14 protein-coding genes are annotated in these 16976 nt (G+C 66.1%); 8 read left to right on the top strand and 6 right to left on the bottom strand.

Going from position 1 to position 16976, the window contains the following annotated elements; all coding sequences use genetic code 11:
• Nucleotides 1–620: 620 nt before the first annotated feature.
• Nucleotides 621–914 (bottom strand): ArsR/SmtB family transcription factor, encoded by a 294-nt coding sequence (locus tag J1N60_RS00520; protein WP_312909798.1) that lies wholly within the window; start codon nt 912–914, stop codon nt 621–623.
• A 206-nt stretch (nt 915–1120) separates the two neighbouring features.
• Nucleotides 1121–2224, bottom strand: coding sequence for a sodium:calcium antiporter (locus tag J1N60_RS00515; RefSeq protein WP_312909796.1), 1104 nt, complete (start codon nt 2222–2224; stop codon nt 1121–1123).
• 333 nt (nt 2225–2557) lie between these two features.
• On the opposite strand from J1N60_RS00515, the gene J1N60_RS00510 reads away from it, so the two are divergent.
• The 3 genes from J1N60_RS00510 (at nt 2558) to J1N60_RS00500 (ending at nt 5118) form a co-directional block, all read left to right on the top strand.
• Complete coding sequence (locus J1N60_RS00510) at nt 2558–2860, top strand: amphi-Trp domain-containing protein (RefSeq protein WP_312909794.1); 303 nt, start codon at nt 2558–2560, stop codon at nt 2858–2860.
• A 300-nt stretch (nt 2861–3160) separates the two neighbouring features.
• Nucleotides 3161–4228 (top strand): ABC transporter substrate-binding protein, encoded by a 1068-nt coding sequence (locus tag J1N60_RS00505; RefSeq protein ID WP_312909792.1) that lies wholly within the window; start codon nt 3161–3163, stop codon nt 4226–4228.
• A 62-nt stretch (nt 4229–4290) separates the two neighbouring features.
• Nucleotides 4291–5118, top strand: a complete 828-nt coding sequence (locus tag J1N60_RS00500; RefSeq protein ID WP_425499362.1) for an ABC transporter permease — start codon at nt 4291–4293, stop codon at nt 5116–5118.
• A gap of 13 nt (nt 5119–5131) precedes the next feature.
• On the opposite strand, the gene J1N60_RS00495 is transcribed toward J1N60_RS00500, so the two are convergent.
• From J1N60_RS00495 to thsB, 4 genes are all read right to left on the bottom strand, one after another.
• A complete protein-coding gene (locus tag J1N60_RS00495; protein WP_425499361.1) occupies nt 5132–5896 on the bottom strand; it encodes an ABC transporter permease in 765 nt (254 codons plus the stop codon).
• Nucleotides 5889–6644 (bottom strand): ABC transporter ATP-binding protein, encoded by a 756-nt coding sequence (locus J1N60_RS00490; protein ID WP_312909786.1) that lies wholly within the window; start codon nt 6642–6644, stop codon nt 5889–5891. Before J1N60_RS00490 ends, J1N60_RS00495 begins: the two co-directional genes overlap by 8 nt.
• Nucleotides 6637–7911: an ABC transporter substrate-binding protein gene (locus J1N60_RS00485; RefSeq protein ID WP_312909784.1), complete on the bottom strand. Its 1275-nt coding sequence runs from the start codon at nt 7909–7911 to the stop codon at nt 6637–6639. Before J1N60_RS00485 ends, J1N60_RS00490 begins: the two co-directional genes overlap by 8 nt.
• Nucleotides 7912–8120: 209 nt before the next feature.
• Entirely contained in the window at nt 8121–9785 is a 1665-nt protein-coding gene (thsB, locus tag J1N60_RS00480; protein ID WP_312909782.1) for a thermosome subunit beta, read from the bottom strand.
• A gap of 275 nt (nt 9786–10060) precedes the next feature.
• On the opposite strand from thsB, the gene J1N60_RS00475 reads away from it, so the two are divergent.
• The 5 genes from J1N60_RS00475 to J1N60_RS00455 all read left to right on the top strand — a co-directional run bounded on the left by J1N60_RS00475 (nt 10061) and on the right by J1N60_RS00455 (nt 16929).
• A complete protein-coding gene (locus tag J1N60_RS00475; RefSeq protein WP_312909780.1) occupies nt 10061–11041 on the top strand; it encodes an NAD-dependent epimerase/dehydratase family protein in 981 nt (326 codons plus the stop codon).
• A 121-nt stretch (nt 11042–11162) separates the two neighbouring features.
• Nucleotides 11163–12299 carry a lysylphosphatidylglycerol synthase transmembrane domain-containing protein gene (locus tag J1N60_RS00470; RefSeq protein WP_312909778.1) on the top strand — a complete coding sequence of 379 codons (1137 nt, stop codon included), beginning with the start codon at nt 11163–11165 and terminating at the stop codon, nt 12297–12299.
• Nucleotides 12300–12339: 40 nt separating this feature from the next.
• Entirely contained in the window at nt 12340–13545 is a 1206-nt protein-coding gene (locus J1N60_RS00465) for an alpha-1 4-glucan-protein synthase (RefSeq protein ID WP_312909776.1), read from the top strand.
• Between the two features lie 50 nt (nt 13546–13595).
• Entirely contained in the window at nt 13596–14717 is a 1122-nt protein-coding gene (locus tag J1N60_RS00460) for a substrate-binding domain-containing protein (RefSeq protein ID WP_312909774.1), read from the top strand.
• 7 nt (nt 14718–14724) lie between these two features.
• The gene (locus J1N60_RS00455; RefSeq protein WP_312909773.1) at nt 14725–16929 is read left to right on the top strand and encodes an ArnT family glycosyltransferase; all 2205 of its coding nucleotides are present in this window, start codon (nt 14725–14727) and stop codon (nt 16927–16929) included.
• Nucleotides 16930–16976 lie beyond the last annotated feature (47 nt).

The raw sequence follows: 16976 nt of genomic DNA, 5'->3' as shown, positions 1-16976 counted from the left end.
CGAAATATGACATTCCGGCGACGTCACGGAGGCGGAGTCTGCGCGCTCCGTCGGCGGTCGCGGGCCGCACCGCGAGTCACGGGCCGACTGACTGCAGTGGCGGCGATTCTCGTGTCTTCGTCGATCGACGGTCGTTCCCGTCGAGGGAGAAATCCATCGCTTCGTCGAGAGGCCGTCTGCTCGCTTCGGGGGCCGGGTATCGACGCTCGAGCGTCCGTGTATACGCGTTCAACGAACGACGATATACGGAACCGAACGGCTAAGTCGGACTCTGTCGTGTCGGATGGCTATGGCTGCCGACACCCCGTGCATCGCTGCTGTCCTGGTCGCGGTCCTGCTGTTCGCGCCGTCGGAGCGTCATCGGTAGCCTGCTCTTTTTCGCGACCGCGAACGTCGGTATCGTCGGTCTGCTGGGCGAGATCCAGTTCCGATCGAAGACGGTGTTCTTCCACCTGCCAGTCCTCCTCGGGTTCACCGGACTGGCGAGTTACTTGCTCTGGCGGGGAACTGACGCGCAAACACGGGGTGCTCCTCCTCGGGCTGTACGCCCTCTATCTCCTCGTCAACGTCCGGTTCTTCGCGACGGTACCCCTTGGAGAGTGATCTCGCTGTTCGTCTCGCTACTCGGTCGACTGCGCTTCCCGAGACAGCTCCGTAGTCTGAAGGACGAACGTCCGTTCGGGCGGCGGAGCGATCCGCAACTCGAGCGACCGGTTCAACTCGTAGTACTTCCGGTTGCCGCGCATGTACCAGTTCACCATCCCGGCCTTCTCGAGGGTCGAGAGGTGGTGTACCGCAGTCTTTCCGTCCATTCCGACCGATTCCGTCAGTTCAGAGACGTACTTCGGTCCCTGCGAGAGCTTCCGAAGGATCTTCAGTCGCGTGCCGTTCCCCAGTACGTCGATGAGCGTCATGACCGTCGTTCGACGCCTGCGATACAAGGTATTTTGCCGGTTTCCGTGACTGTTTGAAGTGCGCGATGGTCTCACTCGAGGTCGCCGAACCCGGTCGTTGCCGCAATCGTGTCGCGGGACTCCTCGAACTAAGTCGAGTGGGATAGTAACAGTCTGCGCGTGGTGAATCAACGGAGGGCAGAGACCTCCCCGCCGTTTTCAGAACGTCAGAGGGGGTCGGGGATGGGGACACCGCCGAAAATGAGGAGGGCAATCGCCCAGTAAGCGACGTACAGCCCAGCCAGCACGTAGCCGTGCCAGCGTCGGATTCGCCCGCTCGAAATGAAGTACGCGGCGAGCCCCGTGAGGATGAGCACCGCGGGGAGGTGGAAGACGAGCACGGACCGGGGAATCACCACGTCCGCGACGAACATGATGATTCCGACGTTCGCCGTCACTGAGAAGATCACGCTCCCGATGACGTGTCCGATCCCGATTTCGGGGATCCCGCGACGGACCGGTTCGAGCGTTAACAGCAGGTTCTCGAACGTCAACGCGAGTGTCATTACGGTCGCGCCGAAGACTGTCTCCTCGATACCCCACGATTCGAGGATCACCTCCGAACTGGCTTCGAGGAGAGTTGCTCCCGCAACGACGCCGATCAGCGCTACCAGCGATAATCCGAGCCAGAAGAAGCCTTCATACGGCTGGCCCGCGACGAACCGGTCTTCCGGAATGTCCTCGAGTACCGTCCGAATGTCCACGTCCTCGAGAGTGATTCGATCGATGGGAACGCCGCCGTCGGCTTCGATCCGTGCAGCGATCTCCGAATCCCGGAAGACTGGGACATCGCGTTGGAACTCGCGGAAGACGATGTATCCGAACAGGGCGACGAAAATCGCTGTGAGAACGAACCCGTGTACGATCGTCAGCGTACTCACGAGAACGAAAGGGGCCAAGACCAGCGGCGACAGCGCGAACAGCAGGAGGTAATCGCGAGGAATCTCGACCGGAAAGGGCTCGACCAACGCGGCGACAGCTAGCGTGATGCCGGTGATTGCGAGCCCCGTTCCGAGTGCGGTTCCGAGCGCAACCTGCTCCAGCCCACCTGCCCCGAAGACGAGCGCGATGGCCGTATCGTCGAACTCGAAACCGGTGAAGACGATGGCGAGGGCGAAGACGGACACCCCGAGCCCGAGCGCCGCTCGAGTGAGATAACTGATGAGCTTCTCGACGCTGTAGGTCAATACGACCGCCCCGGCGAGCAGGACGAGGTACGCGAACCACGCTCCCTGCGATTCGACGAACGCCTCGATCAGTTCTCCGACCATGGGGCCACGCACGTCGAGTGCCACCAAATACCTATCATGCCGGGTATAGTCCTCCGCTGAAAATCCCTACACGGAGACGAACGGCGAGCCGACTGGTTGGACTAGAGTGATCCGCTCGACGTCTCCACACCGTCAACTATCGGCCGTGTCTCCAGTAGACAGCTGAATCGGTCGCTGGCCGTACGTCTCCCCAACGTCCGACTGGATCGACGCTGGTCCACGTCCAACTGGAATGACACCGACTCGTGGTTAGACATCATCTATCTTGTAATTCATCATCCTTTCGTAGGTTACTCGGTCATATTTATGCCAACAGCCGTGTTATGCTATTGCATGAGCGACCGTGTGACGCTTCCCGAAGACCGCGACGACGACCGACGGACGATCACCGACGGGTTCTTCGAGCGCGAGGTGTACCTTTCCCGACGAGAAACGGCGACGTTCCTGCGCGAACTCGCCGATCAAATCGAAGCGGACACGTCGCTGACGATCAGCGCGTCTGACTGGGAGATTCCGTTCGAGTACCGCGAGCCGATCGAAGTCGAGATCGAGTTCGCGAAGCACCGCGAGGGGGAACTCGAGGTCGAGCTCGAGTTCTCCGAATCGGCCGAGAACCGGAACATCTCCGTCCGATAGCGCCTCTTCGCGGCGGTTGCGAGCACGAGCGGTGTCGACGGATCGTCCACTCCTATCGCGACGCGCGTCAGGGCAGCGCTCCGAGGCTGCTCCGAGCGGGCGATGCGGACGTCCGCCAGGACCGCGAGCCGCGGTACCTCTCGAGATTCGACTTCCAGTAATTACTCCAGAAAAAATCCTTAAACGTTCAAGAATGTGTTGCGTAGCAGCATGAAACGCTACGAATCCTCTCGATGAGGCGCTGGCATTTAAACATTCCACGAAATCGTTTTTTACCCCTCCGGGTGGTCGATCGGTACCATGGGACTCGAGAGACGAACGATCATCGCGGCGACGGCGGGAGGAGTCGCGAGCACCGTCCTGGCGGGGTGTCTGTCCGAGAGGGGTCCGGGTGCACAGGAATCGCTCGAGCCCGACGTCGACAGCGTCGGACTGTTGCTCAACTGGAATCCGAGCGGGCTTCACGCGCCGTACTTCGTCGCGGCGGATCGGGGCTTCTACGAGGCGGAAGGGATCGAGGAGGTGACCATCGAGAGCGGCGATGGGTCGGACTTTTCGGCCCAGCAAGCCGGGCTGGGGAACGTCGAGTTCGCGATCACGAGCAGCGACCAGGTCCTCAACGTCAACAGCCGCGAACTCTCCCCGCTCGCGGTCGGTATCGTGATGCAGCGCAACCCGGTGGTCGTTTTCGCGCCCCGGGAGCGCTTCGACGGACTGTCGGATCCCTTGCAGCTGGCGGGGACCACCGTCGGTAGCGGTCCCGGAATGGTCCGCCAGATGACCGAGGCGTTTCTCGAGCACCACGGCGTCCGCGAGTCCGTCGAGTACGTCGACAGCGGATTCGACACCGTCCAGCAGGTGCTCACGGGCGAAATCGACGCCGCGGGGGGCGTGTTCGGCGACGTCGTCGACGCCGAACAGCAGGGGGTCGAGATCGACTCGCTCTCGGTTCAGGAGGCAGTCCCGTCGTACGGCCACCTCGTCGCGACGAGCGAGGAGTTCGCGGCAAACGACCCGGACGCGGTACGGGCGTTCCTGCGTGCGACTGCTCGAGGCGCCGTCTGGGCGACCCAGAACCCGGACGACGCGATCGACGTCGTTGTCGACGCACAGCCCGAACTCGAGGAGGTCCGCGAGAACCAGCGCGAGAAGTGGGAACTGATGCGCACCGAGTACGTGATTTCGGAGGCCGTTCGCGAGCACGGCTGGGGGTGGAGCGAGCCCGAACCGTGGGAGTCGACCTACGAGACGCTTGCCGCCGCTGACTTCTTCGCGGACGAGATCGACCCCGGATCGGTATGGGAGAACGAGTACCTCGACGCCGAGTACGAGTACATCGGCGAGTACGCGGACCTCGTCATGGAGTGATTCGGCGTGCCAACGACGACGCTGGCGGCCGGCCCGACGTGGCCCGGAACGCCCCTCGAGTCATGACCGACGGGAACCGCGAACGGCGCACCCGCCGGGAAGCGGTGATTTCGACGCCGGAACGCCGATCGATCGTCGCCGACCGGGTCCGTCCCGGTCTCGCTCGTGGCGGACCGCCGCTCGTAACATTCGCGTTCGTGCTCGCGCTCTGGCAGGGAGTTACGGTCGTTTACGACGTGCCCACCGTCATCCTGCCCTCGCCGATCGACGTCGGCGCGGCGCTCGCCGAAGGGTATCCGACGCTCCTCGCCGACGCCGCCGTCACCGCCGCGACGGCCGCGCTCGGCCTGGGAGCGGGCGCCGCCGTCGGACTGGTGTTCGCGTTCGCGATGATCCACTCGAGATCGGCTGCCAGGACGATCCTCCCGTACGTCGTCGCGCTGCGCATCGCGCCGCTGATCGCCGTCGCACCGCTGTTGTTCCTCTGGTTCGGGCGGGGAATCCCCGCGAGGGCGCTGCTCGTCGCGACGCTGACGCTGTTTCCGATGACGATCGCGACGCTCGACGGACTGCGCTCGACGCCATCGGCGTTCCTCGACCTCGCGGCGTCCGTCGGCGCGTCGTCGCTCGAGACGTTCCTGCGGGTTCGAGTTCCGGTGGCCGCCCCCAGCGTCTTCGCGGGCCTCAAGATCGCCGCGACGCTCGCGGTCGTGGGGGCAGTGGTCGCGGAGTTCGTCACCCTTCGATCGGGAATCGGCTATCGAGTGTTCTACAGCGCGGCGCGGCTCGAGACCGCGACGTCCTACGCCGCGCTCGCGGTGCTCTCGCTGGTCGGCGTCGGCTTCTACCTCCTGCCGGCGCTGCTCGAACGGCGCGTCTGGACGACGTGATCGTGCGGTCCCGTCAAGCGGCGGCGTACCGATCGACGCCGCGCTGGAGCGCAACCACGCCGCCGTAGAGGACGAGCCCCTCGACGAGCAGGACGAGTAGCGCCGCGAGCATCGTGTCGGTCCGCACGTTCTCGGCAGCCAGCAGGATCAAGAAGCCGAGTCCGCCGTCGGCGACGAGCCACTCGGCGATCACCGCCCCCACGACCGCGAGCGTCGTGGACTGTTTGAGCCCGGCGAACACGTCCGGGAGGGCGTACGGGAGCCGAACCCGAACGAACGTCTCGACCGGATGAGCGTTCACGGACCGCATCAGGTCTAACTGCTCCTCCGGCGTCCGGCCGAGTCCGGCTATCGTGTTGAGGACGAGCGGGAAGAACGCGATGAGCGCGACGAACACGACCGCGGTCCCCATCCCCGTGCCGAGATAGATCAACAGCAGCGGCGCGATCGCGATCTTCGGGACCACGCGCACCGTCACGAGGTAGGGGTAGACCGACCGCCGGAACCAGGGCAGCGAGTCGATCAAAATCGCGAGAACGAAACCGGCGAGCGCACCGAGACCGCCGCCGTAGGCTACCTTCTCGAGCGTGAGCCACGCGTTGCGGAGGTAGAGGTGTGGGTTCGCGACGAGCCGCGCCGCGACGGCGTCCGGCGGCGGCAACAGGAACGGCGGCACCTCGAGCACCGCCACGGTCGTCCACCAGAGCGCGGTGCCGACGGCGAGCGCGCCGACGGGATAGAGGACGTCCGCCGCCGTGGTTCGCACGCGCTCACTCATCGCCATCGCCGCCGACCTCGTGCAACATCCCCCGTACGGTTGCGACCCGTTCCTGGAACGCCCGCGAGCTGAGAACCGTCTCGTCGCGGGGGCTGGGCAAGTCGACGTCAACGATCGCTTCGATTCGACCGGGTTCGTCCCGCATCACGACGCAGCGGTCGCCCAGGAAGACCGCTTCCGGAACGCTGTGGGTGACGAAGACGACGGTCTTGCGCTCCCGGTGCCAGAGCTCTCGAATCTCGACGCCGAGTTCGTCCCGGGTGATCTCGTCGAGTTCGCCGAACGGTTCGTCCAGCAGGAGGACGTCAGCGCCGAGGTGTAACGCCCGCGCGATAGCGACCCGCTGTTTCATTCCGCCCGAGAGCGCCGCCGGGCGCGCTCCTTCGAATCCCTCGAGACCGACGGTCTCGAGCAGCGACCGCGCCTCGTCGGTCGCCGGTTCTCGGCCCGCCATCGTCCGGAGGAAGGTCACGTTCTGGAGCGCCGTTTTCCAGGGAAACAGGGTGTGTTGCTGGAAGACGAATCCGACGTTCGCCTCGCGCTGGGCGGACGCCGGATCGCGCCCGGCGATCGACACTCGCCCGCGGGTCGGCTCCTCGAGTCCGCCGATCGTCCGCAGCAGCGTCGTCTTCCCGCACCCGGAAGGCCCGACGACGGTCACGAACTCCCCGGCGTCGACCTCGAGGTCGACGTCCCGAATCGCGGTCACGCTCTCGTAGGCGACGGCGACGTCGGCGACCTCAATCACGGTCGAACACCCCGCCCTGGGAAAGCGCAGTTCGAAGGTCGCGCCACGCCGCCGGCGAGTGCCACCCCCACCCTCGCTTTCGCACCGTCTCGGTCGCGCCGAAACGGGCCGCCACTCGGTCGAACGTCCGCTCGATTCGGTCGGCCGGTTCCGCCGACCGCTCTGCGGTCTCGGCCGCTGCCACCGACGGGTCGCCCCTCGCGGTCGCCCACCCGTCAGTCGCCGCGGCAAGGAACGTCGCCAGGCGCTCCCGGTCGGCGGCGAGTCCGTCGCGGGTCGCGATCAGCGTCGGACCGTACACGGGGAACTGGTCCGCGATCGCGACGGCGTCGGTCGTCCGTCCGTCCCGCTCGAGGCGCCGCGGGTCGGGGTACATTCCCGTGACGGCGTCGACGGTCCCCGCTTCCAGCGCCTCCCGCTCTTCGCCCTCGAGTGACACGATTTCGACCGCCGCGCGAACGCCCGCCTGCTCGAGCATGAGTCGGCCGAGCAGTTCCGTCTCCGAGGACGCCGACGTTCCGAGGCGCCGGCCGCGTAGTCGGTCGATCCGATCGAATGGGCCGCCGAACGCCTCCCGCGTCGCGTAGATGACGGCCGTCGAGCGCGGAAAGAGGACGGCCACGGGGACGATGGAGTGGCCGAGAGCGCGCTCGCGCAGAACGGTCGCAGCGCCGGCGACGCCGACGTCGACGTCGCCGGTCGCGACGGCGCGGGCCGCGGCGCTCGAACCGTCGTACTCCTCGAACGAAATCGCGAGGTCTCCGGCTTCGCTGGTTCGCGCGGCGAACAGGGGAAGGTGAAGCGCGTTCGCCCGCCAGTTGAGTCCGACGACGAACTCGTCGTGCGCCTTCGTTTCGCTTTCGTCGCGCCTTTCGCGATCCGTTCCCGCATCGTGCCCGTCGAAGCGTTCCCCCTGCTCGAGCAACCGGTCCGCGTGTCGGTCGAACGCTCGTCGGATCGTCGGCACCGGCCGGTCTCTCGCGGACCAGGCGCTCGGCGGCCGCCCGGCTGACGCCGTTCGAACGGTCGTCCGATCGACGACCTTCGCCGACTCGAGTTCGTCCAGTCCCTCCCTGGCCGCAGACTCGCTCAGTCCAGTCCCGATGCGGATCGCGGTCGACGTCGCAGCGTTCTCCAGGTCGGAGTCCTCGTACCGACACAACAGGTACGCCAGGACGCGACCGGCGTTCTCGCCGAGGCCCGCCGAGAGCCGGTCGACCAGCGCTCGATCCCCGTCACTCAGGACGGGAAACTCCCGGACGTCCATCAGTCAGGCTACGACGTCCAGCGCCATAAAATCGGAGCGGTTACCCGGTGGATTTCGGCAGGTGTTCGTCTCGAGTCCGTTTCGGAACGGACGCTCCCTTTCGACCGCCGTCTACGGTCGACGATGCCGATCGCTGGTGACGTGTCGAGGCAAAAAACGTGATCGGTCGCGGGCGGTTCGATCGAGCAGTAGGTGTTGTCGGGCGAGTTCTACATCATGCCGCCCATGCCGCCCATGCCGCCGCCCATGCCGCCAGCACCGGGGGCGCCTTCCTCGTCGTCGCCCTTGTCCGTCGACAGGTCGCCAGCGGAGATGATGTCGTCGATCTTGAGCACGAGGTTTGCCGCCTCGGTGGCCGAAGAGACGGCCTGCTCTTTGGCGTGGGCCGGTTCGACGACGCCCGCCTCGAAGGTGTCCTCGACGTCGCCCGAGAACACGTTCAGGCCGGCGCGGATCTCGCCGTCCTCGTGTGCTGCGCGGAGGTCGACCAGCGTGTCGATGCTGTCCAGGCCGGCGTTCTCGGCGAGCACGCGGGGGACGAGTTCGAGCGAGTCGGCGAAGGCCTCGACGGCCAGCTGCTCGCGGCCGGAGACGGAGTCGGCGTAGTCGCGCAGTCGCGAGGCGAGTTCGACCTCGATTGCGCCGCCACCCGCGAGGACGCGGCCGTCGGAGACGGTCTGGGCGACCACGTCGAGGGCGTCGTTGACGCCGCGCTCGAGTTCGTCGACGACGTGTTCGGTGGAGCCACGAAGCAGGAGGGTGACGCCGTGGGCGTCGTCGCCCTCGACGTAGAACAGGCCGTCCTCGTCGTCGCGGGTGACGTCACCGAAGCCGAGGTCGTCCTCGGATGCGCTCTCGAGGTCGGAGACGATCGAGGCGCCGACGACCTCCGTCAGGAACTCGAGGTCGCTCTTTTTGGCGCGGCGGACGGCCAGGATGCCCTCCTTCGCGAGGTAGTGCTGGGCGAGGTCGTCGATGCCCTTCTGACAGAAGACGACGTCCGCGCCGAGGTCGACGATGTGCTGGACCTTGTCCTTGAGCTGTTTCTCTTCGCGGTCGAGGAACTTCTGGAGCTGGTCGGGGTCGGTGACGGAGACTTCGGTGTCGACGTCGGTCTCCTCGACCTCGATGGGGTCGTTCAGCAGGAGGATGCTGGCGTCCTCGACCTCGGTCGGCATGTTGTCGTGGACGGGGTCCTTGTCGACGATGGCGCCCTCGAGCAGTTCGGACTGGTCGACGGCGCGACCGGTCTGGGTCTCGATGTTGAGGAACTCGAGGTCGACGACGCTGTCCCCCTCGTCGGTCTCGACGGTGACGCCGGAGACGGCGTCGACGATGAGCTGGGCGAGGTGCTCCTTGTTGACCTCGGCGCCCTTCCCGGTCATCGAGGTTTCGGCGGTCTTCTTGAGCAGGTCCTCGTCGGAGGTATCGATCTCGGTTGCGATGTCGTCGATCTCCTCGCGGGCCTGCTCGGCGGCCATGTGGAAGCCCTTGATGATGGCCGTCGGGTGGATCTCCTGCTCGAGGAGGTCCTCGGCGTTCTTGAGGAGCTCACCGGCGATTGCGACGGCGGTCGTGGTGCCGTCACCCGCCTCGTCCTCCTGGGTCTCGGCGACCTCGACGATCATCTCGGCCGTCGGGTTGTCGATGTCCATCTCCTGCAGGATGGTGACGCCGTCGTTGGTGATCGTCACTGAACCCATCGAGTCGACGAGCATCTTGTCCATCCCTTTCGGGCCAAGTGTGGAGCGTACGGCCTCCGCGACCGCGCGAGCGGCCTGGATGTTGTAATCCTGCGCGTCGCGGTCTTTGACGCGCTGGGAGTCCTCGCTCATCACGATCATCGGCTGTCCCTGTTGCATTCGCTGACTCATAGTCGCTCGAATCATTGTTTGTCCTTCTATATAAAAATACCGTTTATGGTGTACTCGCGCTACGTCTCCAACACCCGCTCGAGATTACTAAAACCACCGGACGGAACGACCTGGGTCCGCAGACCTTGCTACTCTCTGACGCAGACGATCGCGGCGAATGGAGGCCCCGGCCCTCCGTCTTTTATATAAGTTCACCGGACGATCGTCGGGTGGGGGGATGGCGTTCCCGCCGCTCGAACCGGCAGCGATTACTGTCGTTCCCGTCAACCCCAGCCATGGAACGCGCTACGCGCCACTCGCTCGTGACGGGCGGGGCCGGCTTCATCGGTTCTCACCTGACCGAGTACTTGCTCGAGACCGGCGAGGCGGTGACGGTCGTCGACGACTGCTCGAACGGCGACCGCGACCGCGTCCCGTCCGAGACCACGTTCGTCGAGGTCGACCTGACCGAGTCCGACTCACTCGAGGGCCTCCTCGACGACGTCGATCGCGTCTACCACCTCGCGGCCTCGAAACACGTCGACACCGACCGCCCGCACGGCCAGTTCGACGACAACACGCGGATGACCCGGACGGTCCTCGAGGCGATGGCCGACGCCGACGTTACCGAACTCGTCTACACCTCCTCGTCGACGGTCTACGGCGAAGCACCCCGGCCGACCCCCGAGGACTACGCCCCGCTCGAGCCGATCAGCGCCTATGGTGCGAGCAAACTCGCCGACGAGGGGCTCCTCTCGGCGCGCGCCCACAGCCACGGGCTCACCGTCTGGAACGTCCGCTTCGCGAACGTCGTCGGCCCGCGACTCCGGGGGGCCGTGATCCCCGACTTCATCGAGAAGCTTCGGGACGACCCCGAGACGCTCACCATCCTCGGCGACGGCCGCCAGGAGAAGTCCTACCTGCACGTCGAGGACTGTCTGGCTGCGATCGATCACGTCGTCGCCCACGCCGGCGCAGTGGACGGGGAGGGGGACGCTGAAACCTCGAGAGAAGGCGACGAGGAGGGAGCGATACACACCTACAACCTCGGCACGCGGACGACCACCTCCGTCGACCGCATCGCGGCCATCGTCGCCGACGAACTCGGTCTCGACCCAACGTTCGAGTACACCGGCGGCGACCGTGGCTGGACCGGCGACGTGCCGAAGATGCGCCTCTCGATCGAGAAACTGTCCGCGATCGGGTTCGAACCCGCCCGCTCGAGTGACGAGGCCGTCCGCACGGCCACGCGAGAGTTACTGGCCGAGTTCGAGTAACCGCTGGTGCTGGCCGAACTCGAGTAGTTCTCCCACCAGTGAACGCCCTCGAGAACGATTCTCGACCGACGTTCGACGAGTTTTAGGTGTGCTTAAATATCTGGGTCCTGCACGAGTTCGTATGGACGGCGGACGGGACCGACTCGAGGACGATTCGACGGCACGCCCCCGCCGGACGGCGCCGGCCGACGAGAGGGAGGTGCGATCGCTCGAGGCTGGCCTCCGACGATACGGGCCGTTCGTCGCCGCGATCGGCATCGTCCTCGGCCTGTTCGTCGCGTTTCGATCGATCGAACTCGAGACGGTGCTCGCGGAGGTCGCTCGCGCCGATCGTCGGCTGCTGATAGGGGCCGTCGTGGTCTACCTCCTTTCGTGGCCGCTTCGCGGGCGGCGCTACGGCGACGTGCTGGGGACGATGTACTACCGCGTCGGAACCGTACCGCTGACCGCTGCGGTCTTCGTGAGTCAGTTGGCGAATCTCGCGCTCCCCGCACGGGCCGGCGACGGTGCACGTGCGTACATTATCAAGAACCGGTGGGACGTTCCCTACCTGACCGGCGGCGCGTCGCTGGTCGTCGAACGCCTCTTCGATCTGGCGACGATCACCGCCCTCGCGATCGGTGCGGCCGGCTGGCTCGCGCTCAGCGGGACCGCGACTCCGATCGAGTTGTTCGCCACCGACGGCGCTCGACGTGCCGTGCTGGCGGCGTCCGTCGTCAGCACCGCCACCATCGGCGTGGGTGTCGTGCTGGCGGCCTCCGCTCGCTACGGCTCCCCCGCCGGTCTCGGTGCGCGACTCCGTTCGTACACCTGTCGTGATCGACTCGAGACCACGCTCCAGGCCGGCTTCCAGTTCGTCGGCCACCTCCAGGCGATCACCCGGCGGCCTCGCTCCCTCGCGTCGGTCGCGACGACGAGCCTGGCGATCTGGTCGCTCGACGTGGTAACCGCCGTGATCGTGCTCGCGGCGTTCGGAACCGGGCTCGAAGTGCTCCCCTTGCTGGCCGTCGGGACGCTCGCGGTGAGCGTCGGCAACCTGGCGAAGGTGTTACCGCTCTCACAGGGTGGCGTCGGACTGTACGAGGCCGCGTTCACGGCTCTCATCGTGTCGATTACCCCGATCGGTGCCAGCACGGCGCTGGCCGCGGCGATCGTCGACCACGCGCTGAAAAACGGCGTCACCCTCGTCGGCGGCTGCCTGAGCGCCGGAGCGCTCGGGCTGTCGGTTTCGGGACTCGCCGACGAGCGCCCGGAGTGAACCGGTACTGTTTTAGGCCATCCTAAAAAATTGTGAGTCAATGAGTCAGCGTACGGATCGAGACCGGGACTCCGATATCTGTGTCGTCGTGCCGACCATCCGCGAGTACGAGTGCGTGCGTTCCTACCTCCAGAACGCCCGCGACCACGGCTTCGACCTCGAGCGCCTGCACGTCGTGCTCGTCACCGAGGACTTCTGTGATACCGACGCCATGACAGCGATGCTCGAGGAGGAGGGAGTCTCGGGTAAGGTCTTCGACGGCACCCGTCGTGAGGAGTGGTACGAGGCCCACGGAATCGCCGAGTACGGCCACCTCGTGCCGGCGGCGAGTCACGCCGAGACGAGTTTCGGACTGCTCTATCTCTGGGCTAACGACCGCTTCGAGTACGGCGTGTTCATCGACGACGATACCCTTCCGCACGATGACGTGGACTTCTTCGGCACCCACCTCGAGAACCTCGCCTTCGAGGGCGACGTCGAAATCGTTCGCTCCGACGAGCAGTGGGTCAACGTCCTCTACCAGAACGCCGAGGAGCACGGCCTCTACCCGCGGGGCTACCCCTACGCCGCGATGGACGAGACCGTCGAGACCGGGACGACGACCCTCGAGTCCGGCGACGTGGTGGCCTCCCAGGGGCTGTGGACGAACGTTCCCGACCTCGACGCCGTCCGAATTTTGATGGACGGCGACCTCGAAGGGCAAGCGCAGACGCGAACGACGCGCGAGGATTTTGCGGGGGACTTCGTCGCCGAACCGGGCCAGTACCTGACGGTCTGTTCGATGAACCTCGCGTTCCGCCGGGAGGTCGTCCCCGCGTTCTACCAGTTGCCGATGGACGACAACGAGTGGAACGTCGGCCGCTTCGACGACATCTGGAGTGGCGTCTTCCTCAAGCGCGCCTGCGACGTCCTCGGGAAGCAGATCTACAACGGCGACCCGCTGTGTGAACACAACAAGGCGCCGCGAAACACGTTCGACGATCTGAACAACGAAGTACCTGGCCTCGAGCTCAACGAACACCTCTGGGAATTCGTCGACGGCGTCGGCGGCGACCGCGAGAGTTACGCCGGCGTGTTCGAGGCGATGGGCCGGGCACTCGCCGAGGGCGACTGGGACGAGTACACCAACGGGGCGTTCTTCACGCACGTGGGCGAGTACATGCTCGAGTGGCTCGAGTGCCTCGAGTGCCTCGAGCGTCTCGACGAATCGACTGCGACGACCCGTGTCGAAGCCGTCCGCCACTGACGCCCGACAAACATCGACGCTTATAAATATATTTAGGCTAACCTAAAAACATGACCCGACGATCAAATTCGCCTTCTCGGCGCACCTTTCTGGCTGGTTCGGCCGCGCTCGGTACCACGAGCGTCGCCGGCTGTCTCGGCCTGATCGGAAGCGATGACGACGACGCACCAAACACTTTTGGACAGATCGGCTCCGGGCGGGCTGGACGCCCCGAGCCGGGCGGAACTCGCGTCGAGGACCTTCCGGACCTCGAGGGCGAGTTGACCGTCTACTCCGGGCGCGGCAAGTTCCTCGTCGGCACGCTGCTCGGCGACCTCGAGGAGTACTACGAGGACTTCACGGTTGACCCGCGGTACGGCAACTCTTCGGAACTGGTCAATCAGATCGCCGAAGAGGGATCGGGAACCCCTGCGGACGTGTTCTACACCGTCGACGCGGCCGCTCTCGGCGCGCTAGCCGACGAGGGCCGAACGCAGGCGCTCTCCGACGACGTCACCTCGATGGTCGACGAAGAGTTCCGGACCGACCAGTGGGTCGGGACCTCGGGCCGGGCCCGAACCGTCCCTTTCAACACCGAATCGCTCTCGGCCGAGGACATGCTCGACAGCATCCAGGCGTACGCGACCGACTTCGACGGCGACCTGGGCTGGGCCCCCTCCTACGGTTCCTGTCAGGGATTCGTGACCGCCATGCGCCTGCTCGAGGGCGAGGAGACGACCCGCGAGTGGCTCGAGGGCGTCGTCGATTCGGGAATCGCGGAGTACAGCGACGAGTTCGCGGTCTGTGATGCCGTCGCTAACGGCGAAATCGACGCCGGGTTCACGAACCACTACTACGTCCAGCGCGTGCTCGACGGGTCGCCGGACGCCCCTATCGCCACATCGTTCACCGAGGGTGACGCGGGTGCCGTCTTCGACGTTGCCGGCGCGGCCGTCACGGATGCGGCCGACGACGCCGACCTCGCCCAGAACTTTGTGCGACACCTGCTCTCGGCACAGGCCCAGGAGTACTTCGCCACGGAGACCTACGAGTACCCGCTCATCTCGGACGTCGAACCGGTCGGCGACCTGCCGACCATCGACGAACTCAACGTGCCGAACATCGACCTCTCGCAGCTCTCGGACCTCGAGCCGACGATCGACCTCATGCGCGAGGTCGGCATCAACACCTGACGAGGCGATGGTCGACCCCCGCCGGCATCGATTCCGAAGCCACCTTCCCTCACGTCGCTCCGTTCGTTCCGTTCTCCGGGCCGCCACCCGCCCGCGCGAGCGCCGCTACGCCCTCCTCGTGATCCTCGTGAGCACCCTCGCCGGCCTCGTCGTCTTCACCCTCGCGAGCGAATTGTTTCCGTACCACTCGAGCAACGACGACGAGGCCGTCTACCTGTTGCAGGCCGCGATGTTGCTCGAGGGCCAGTTCCAGATTCACGCGGGCGACCTCGCCGAGGCCGTCAGACCGTGGTTCTTCGTCCTCGAGGACGGTCGGCTCTACCCGAAGTACGCGCCCGTTCCCGCCGGAATGTTCGCCGTTTCGATGGCCCTGTTCGACGAGCCCCGGGTCACGCTGGCGGTCGTGGCGGCGCTCAACGCCTCCCTGATCTACATCCTCGGATCGACGGTCGCCGACCGCCGAGTCGGCCTCGTGTCGTCCGTCCTCTTCGCGGCCTCGCCGATGGCGCTCCTGTCCTCGTCCGTCTTCCTCCCCTACGCCCCGACGACGCTGTGGAACCTCGTGTTCGCCGTCTGCTACCTGCGGGGCGTTCGCTCCGGGGATTCCCGGATGGCTGCTATCGCCGGAGTCGCCGTCGGCATCGCGTTCTTCGCCCGGCCGTACACCGCCGTCTTGTTCGCCCTCCCGTTCATCGCCCACGCCGGCTGGCAGACCGCCGGCGCCCTCCGACGGGGCCGTCCGCGGGCCGACCCCGTCCGCCGAAATCTGCTCACGGGTGCGATCGGTCTCTCGTTCGTCGCCCTCGCGCTCGCGTACAACTTCCGATTGACCGGTTCGCCCCTCGAGTTTCCGTTCCAGGCGTTCGCACCGCTGGACGGCCCCGGCTTCGGCTATCGCGAGATCGGGAGCCACGGTATCGAGTACACCCCCACGCTGGCCCTCGAGGCCAACGGCTACGTGCTGTGGTACTTCGCTACCCGGTGGGTCGTCGCCGGGCCGATCGGCACCCTGGCGGCGGTCACGGGAGGCGCGCTGGCGGCGCGACGAATCCTGACAGACAGCGGGAGCCAGACAAAACGCGTCGAACTCTCCCCGCTTCCCGCCGCGCTCCTCGCGAGCGTCGTCGTCACCGTCGTCCTGGGCAACGTCGCCTTCTGGGGCAATTTCAACATTCTGGCGACGATGGACGATCCGACGAACGGCCTCGTCAGCCGGTTCGGTCCCTTCTATCACTTCGACCTGCTCGCTCCGTTCGCTATCTTCGCCGCTGTCGCGATGGTGTCCGGGTGGCGTCTCGCTCGAGTTCGCGTCCCCGAACTCCTCGAGCGGATCGACGCCCCGGGTTCGCCTCGCAGGGTCCTCGTTTCCCTCGCCCTGGTAGCGACGCTCGTCCTCGCGGCGACGACCGTCGTGCTCGTCTCGGGACCGATCGATCGCAACGCCGACTACACCCGGAGTGCCGAGGCGGCCTACGAACCGTTCGAGGACAGAGAGCTGGATGACGCCCTCGTCTTCCAGCCCGCGCCCTACGGCCAGTGGACCAACCATCCTTTCCAGGCGCTGCGAAACGACCCCGACCTCGAGGGGGACGTCGTCTACGTCCTCGAGGGCGGTCCCGAGAGGGAGTTCGCCGTCCTCGACGCCTATCCCGACCGCGACCCCTACCGGTACACCTACCGCGGCGCGTGGGGCGCGAACCCCGACGAGATCGAGGCCGTTCTCCAGCCCCTCGAGGTCCGGCGAGGCGCGACGATGGACGGCGAGACGACCGTCGGCGTCCCCGACCGGGTCAGCCGCGCCGTCGTCACCCTCGAGGGGGCGAACGGCTCCGTCGAGTACCAGCTGGAGGACCCGACTGACGAGATCAGCGTCGCCTGGACGGTGGCGGCCGCGAGCGACGACGCCGGAAACGCTACCCTGTCGGTCCCCCCGGAGGCGACTCGCGGGCCGACCGGAGACGGGGTCGAACTCGCGGCCAGCGATCGGGTCGTCCTCTCGGTCACGCTCGTTCAGCCCGACGGCGGCACGTACACCTACCGCCAGGAGACCACGGTTCGGGTCGCAGACGGCGCGCTCGAGGTCGTCTGGCCGCCCGAAACGCGGGGTTGTCGGCTCGCCACCGACTGTGGACGGGAGGGGACGTTGCTCGAGGACGCTGACCTGCCAGAGTGGGAACGGCTGGGGGCGGAACTCGAAGTGACTGCGGATTAACGACGAACGTTCTTCAGAAGCAGCGGGCTTGTGAGGGCGCTGTCACT

Source organism: Natronosalvus caseinilyticus, assembly GCF_017357105.1.
Classification (GTDB): Archaea; Halobacteriota; Halobacteria; order Halobacteriales; family Natrialbaceae; genus Natronosalvus; species Natronosalvus caseinilyticus.
This window is presented reverse-complemented; position numbering and strand designations above follow the sequence as displayed.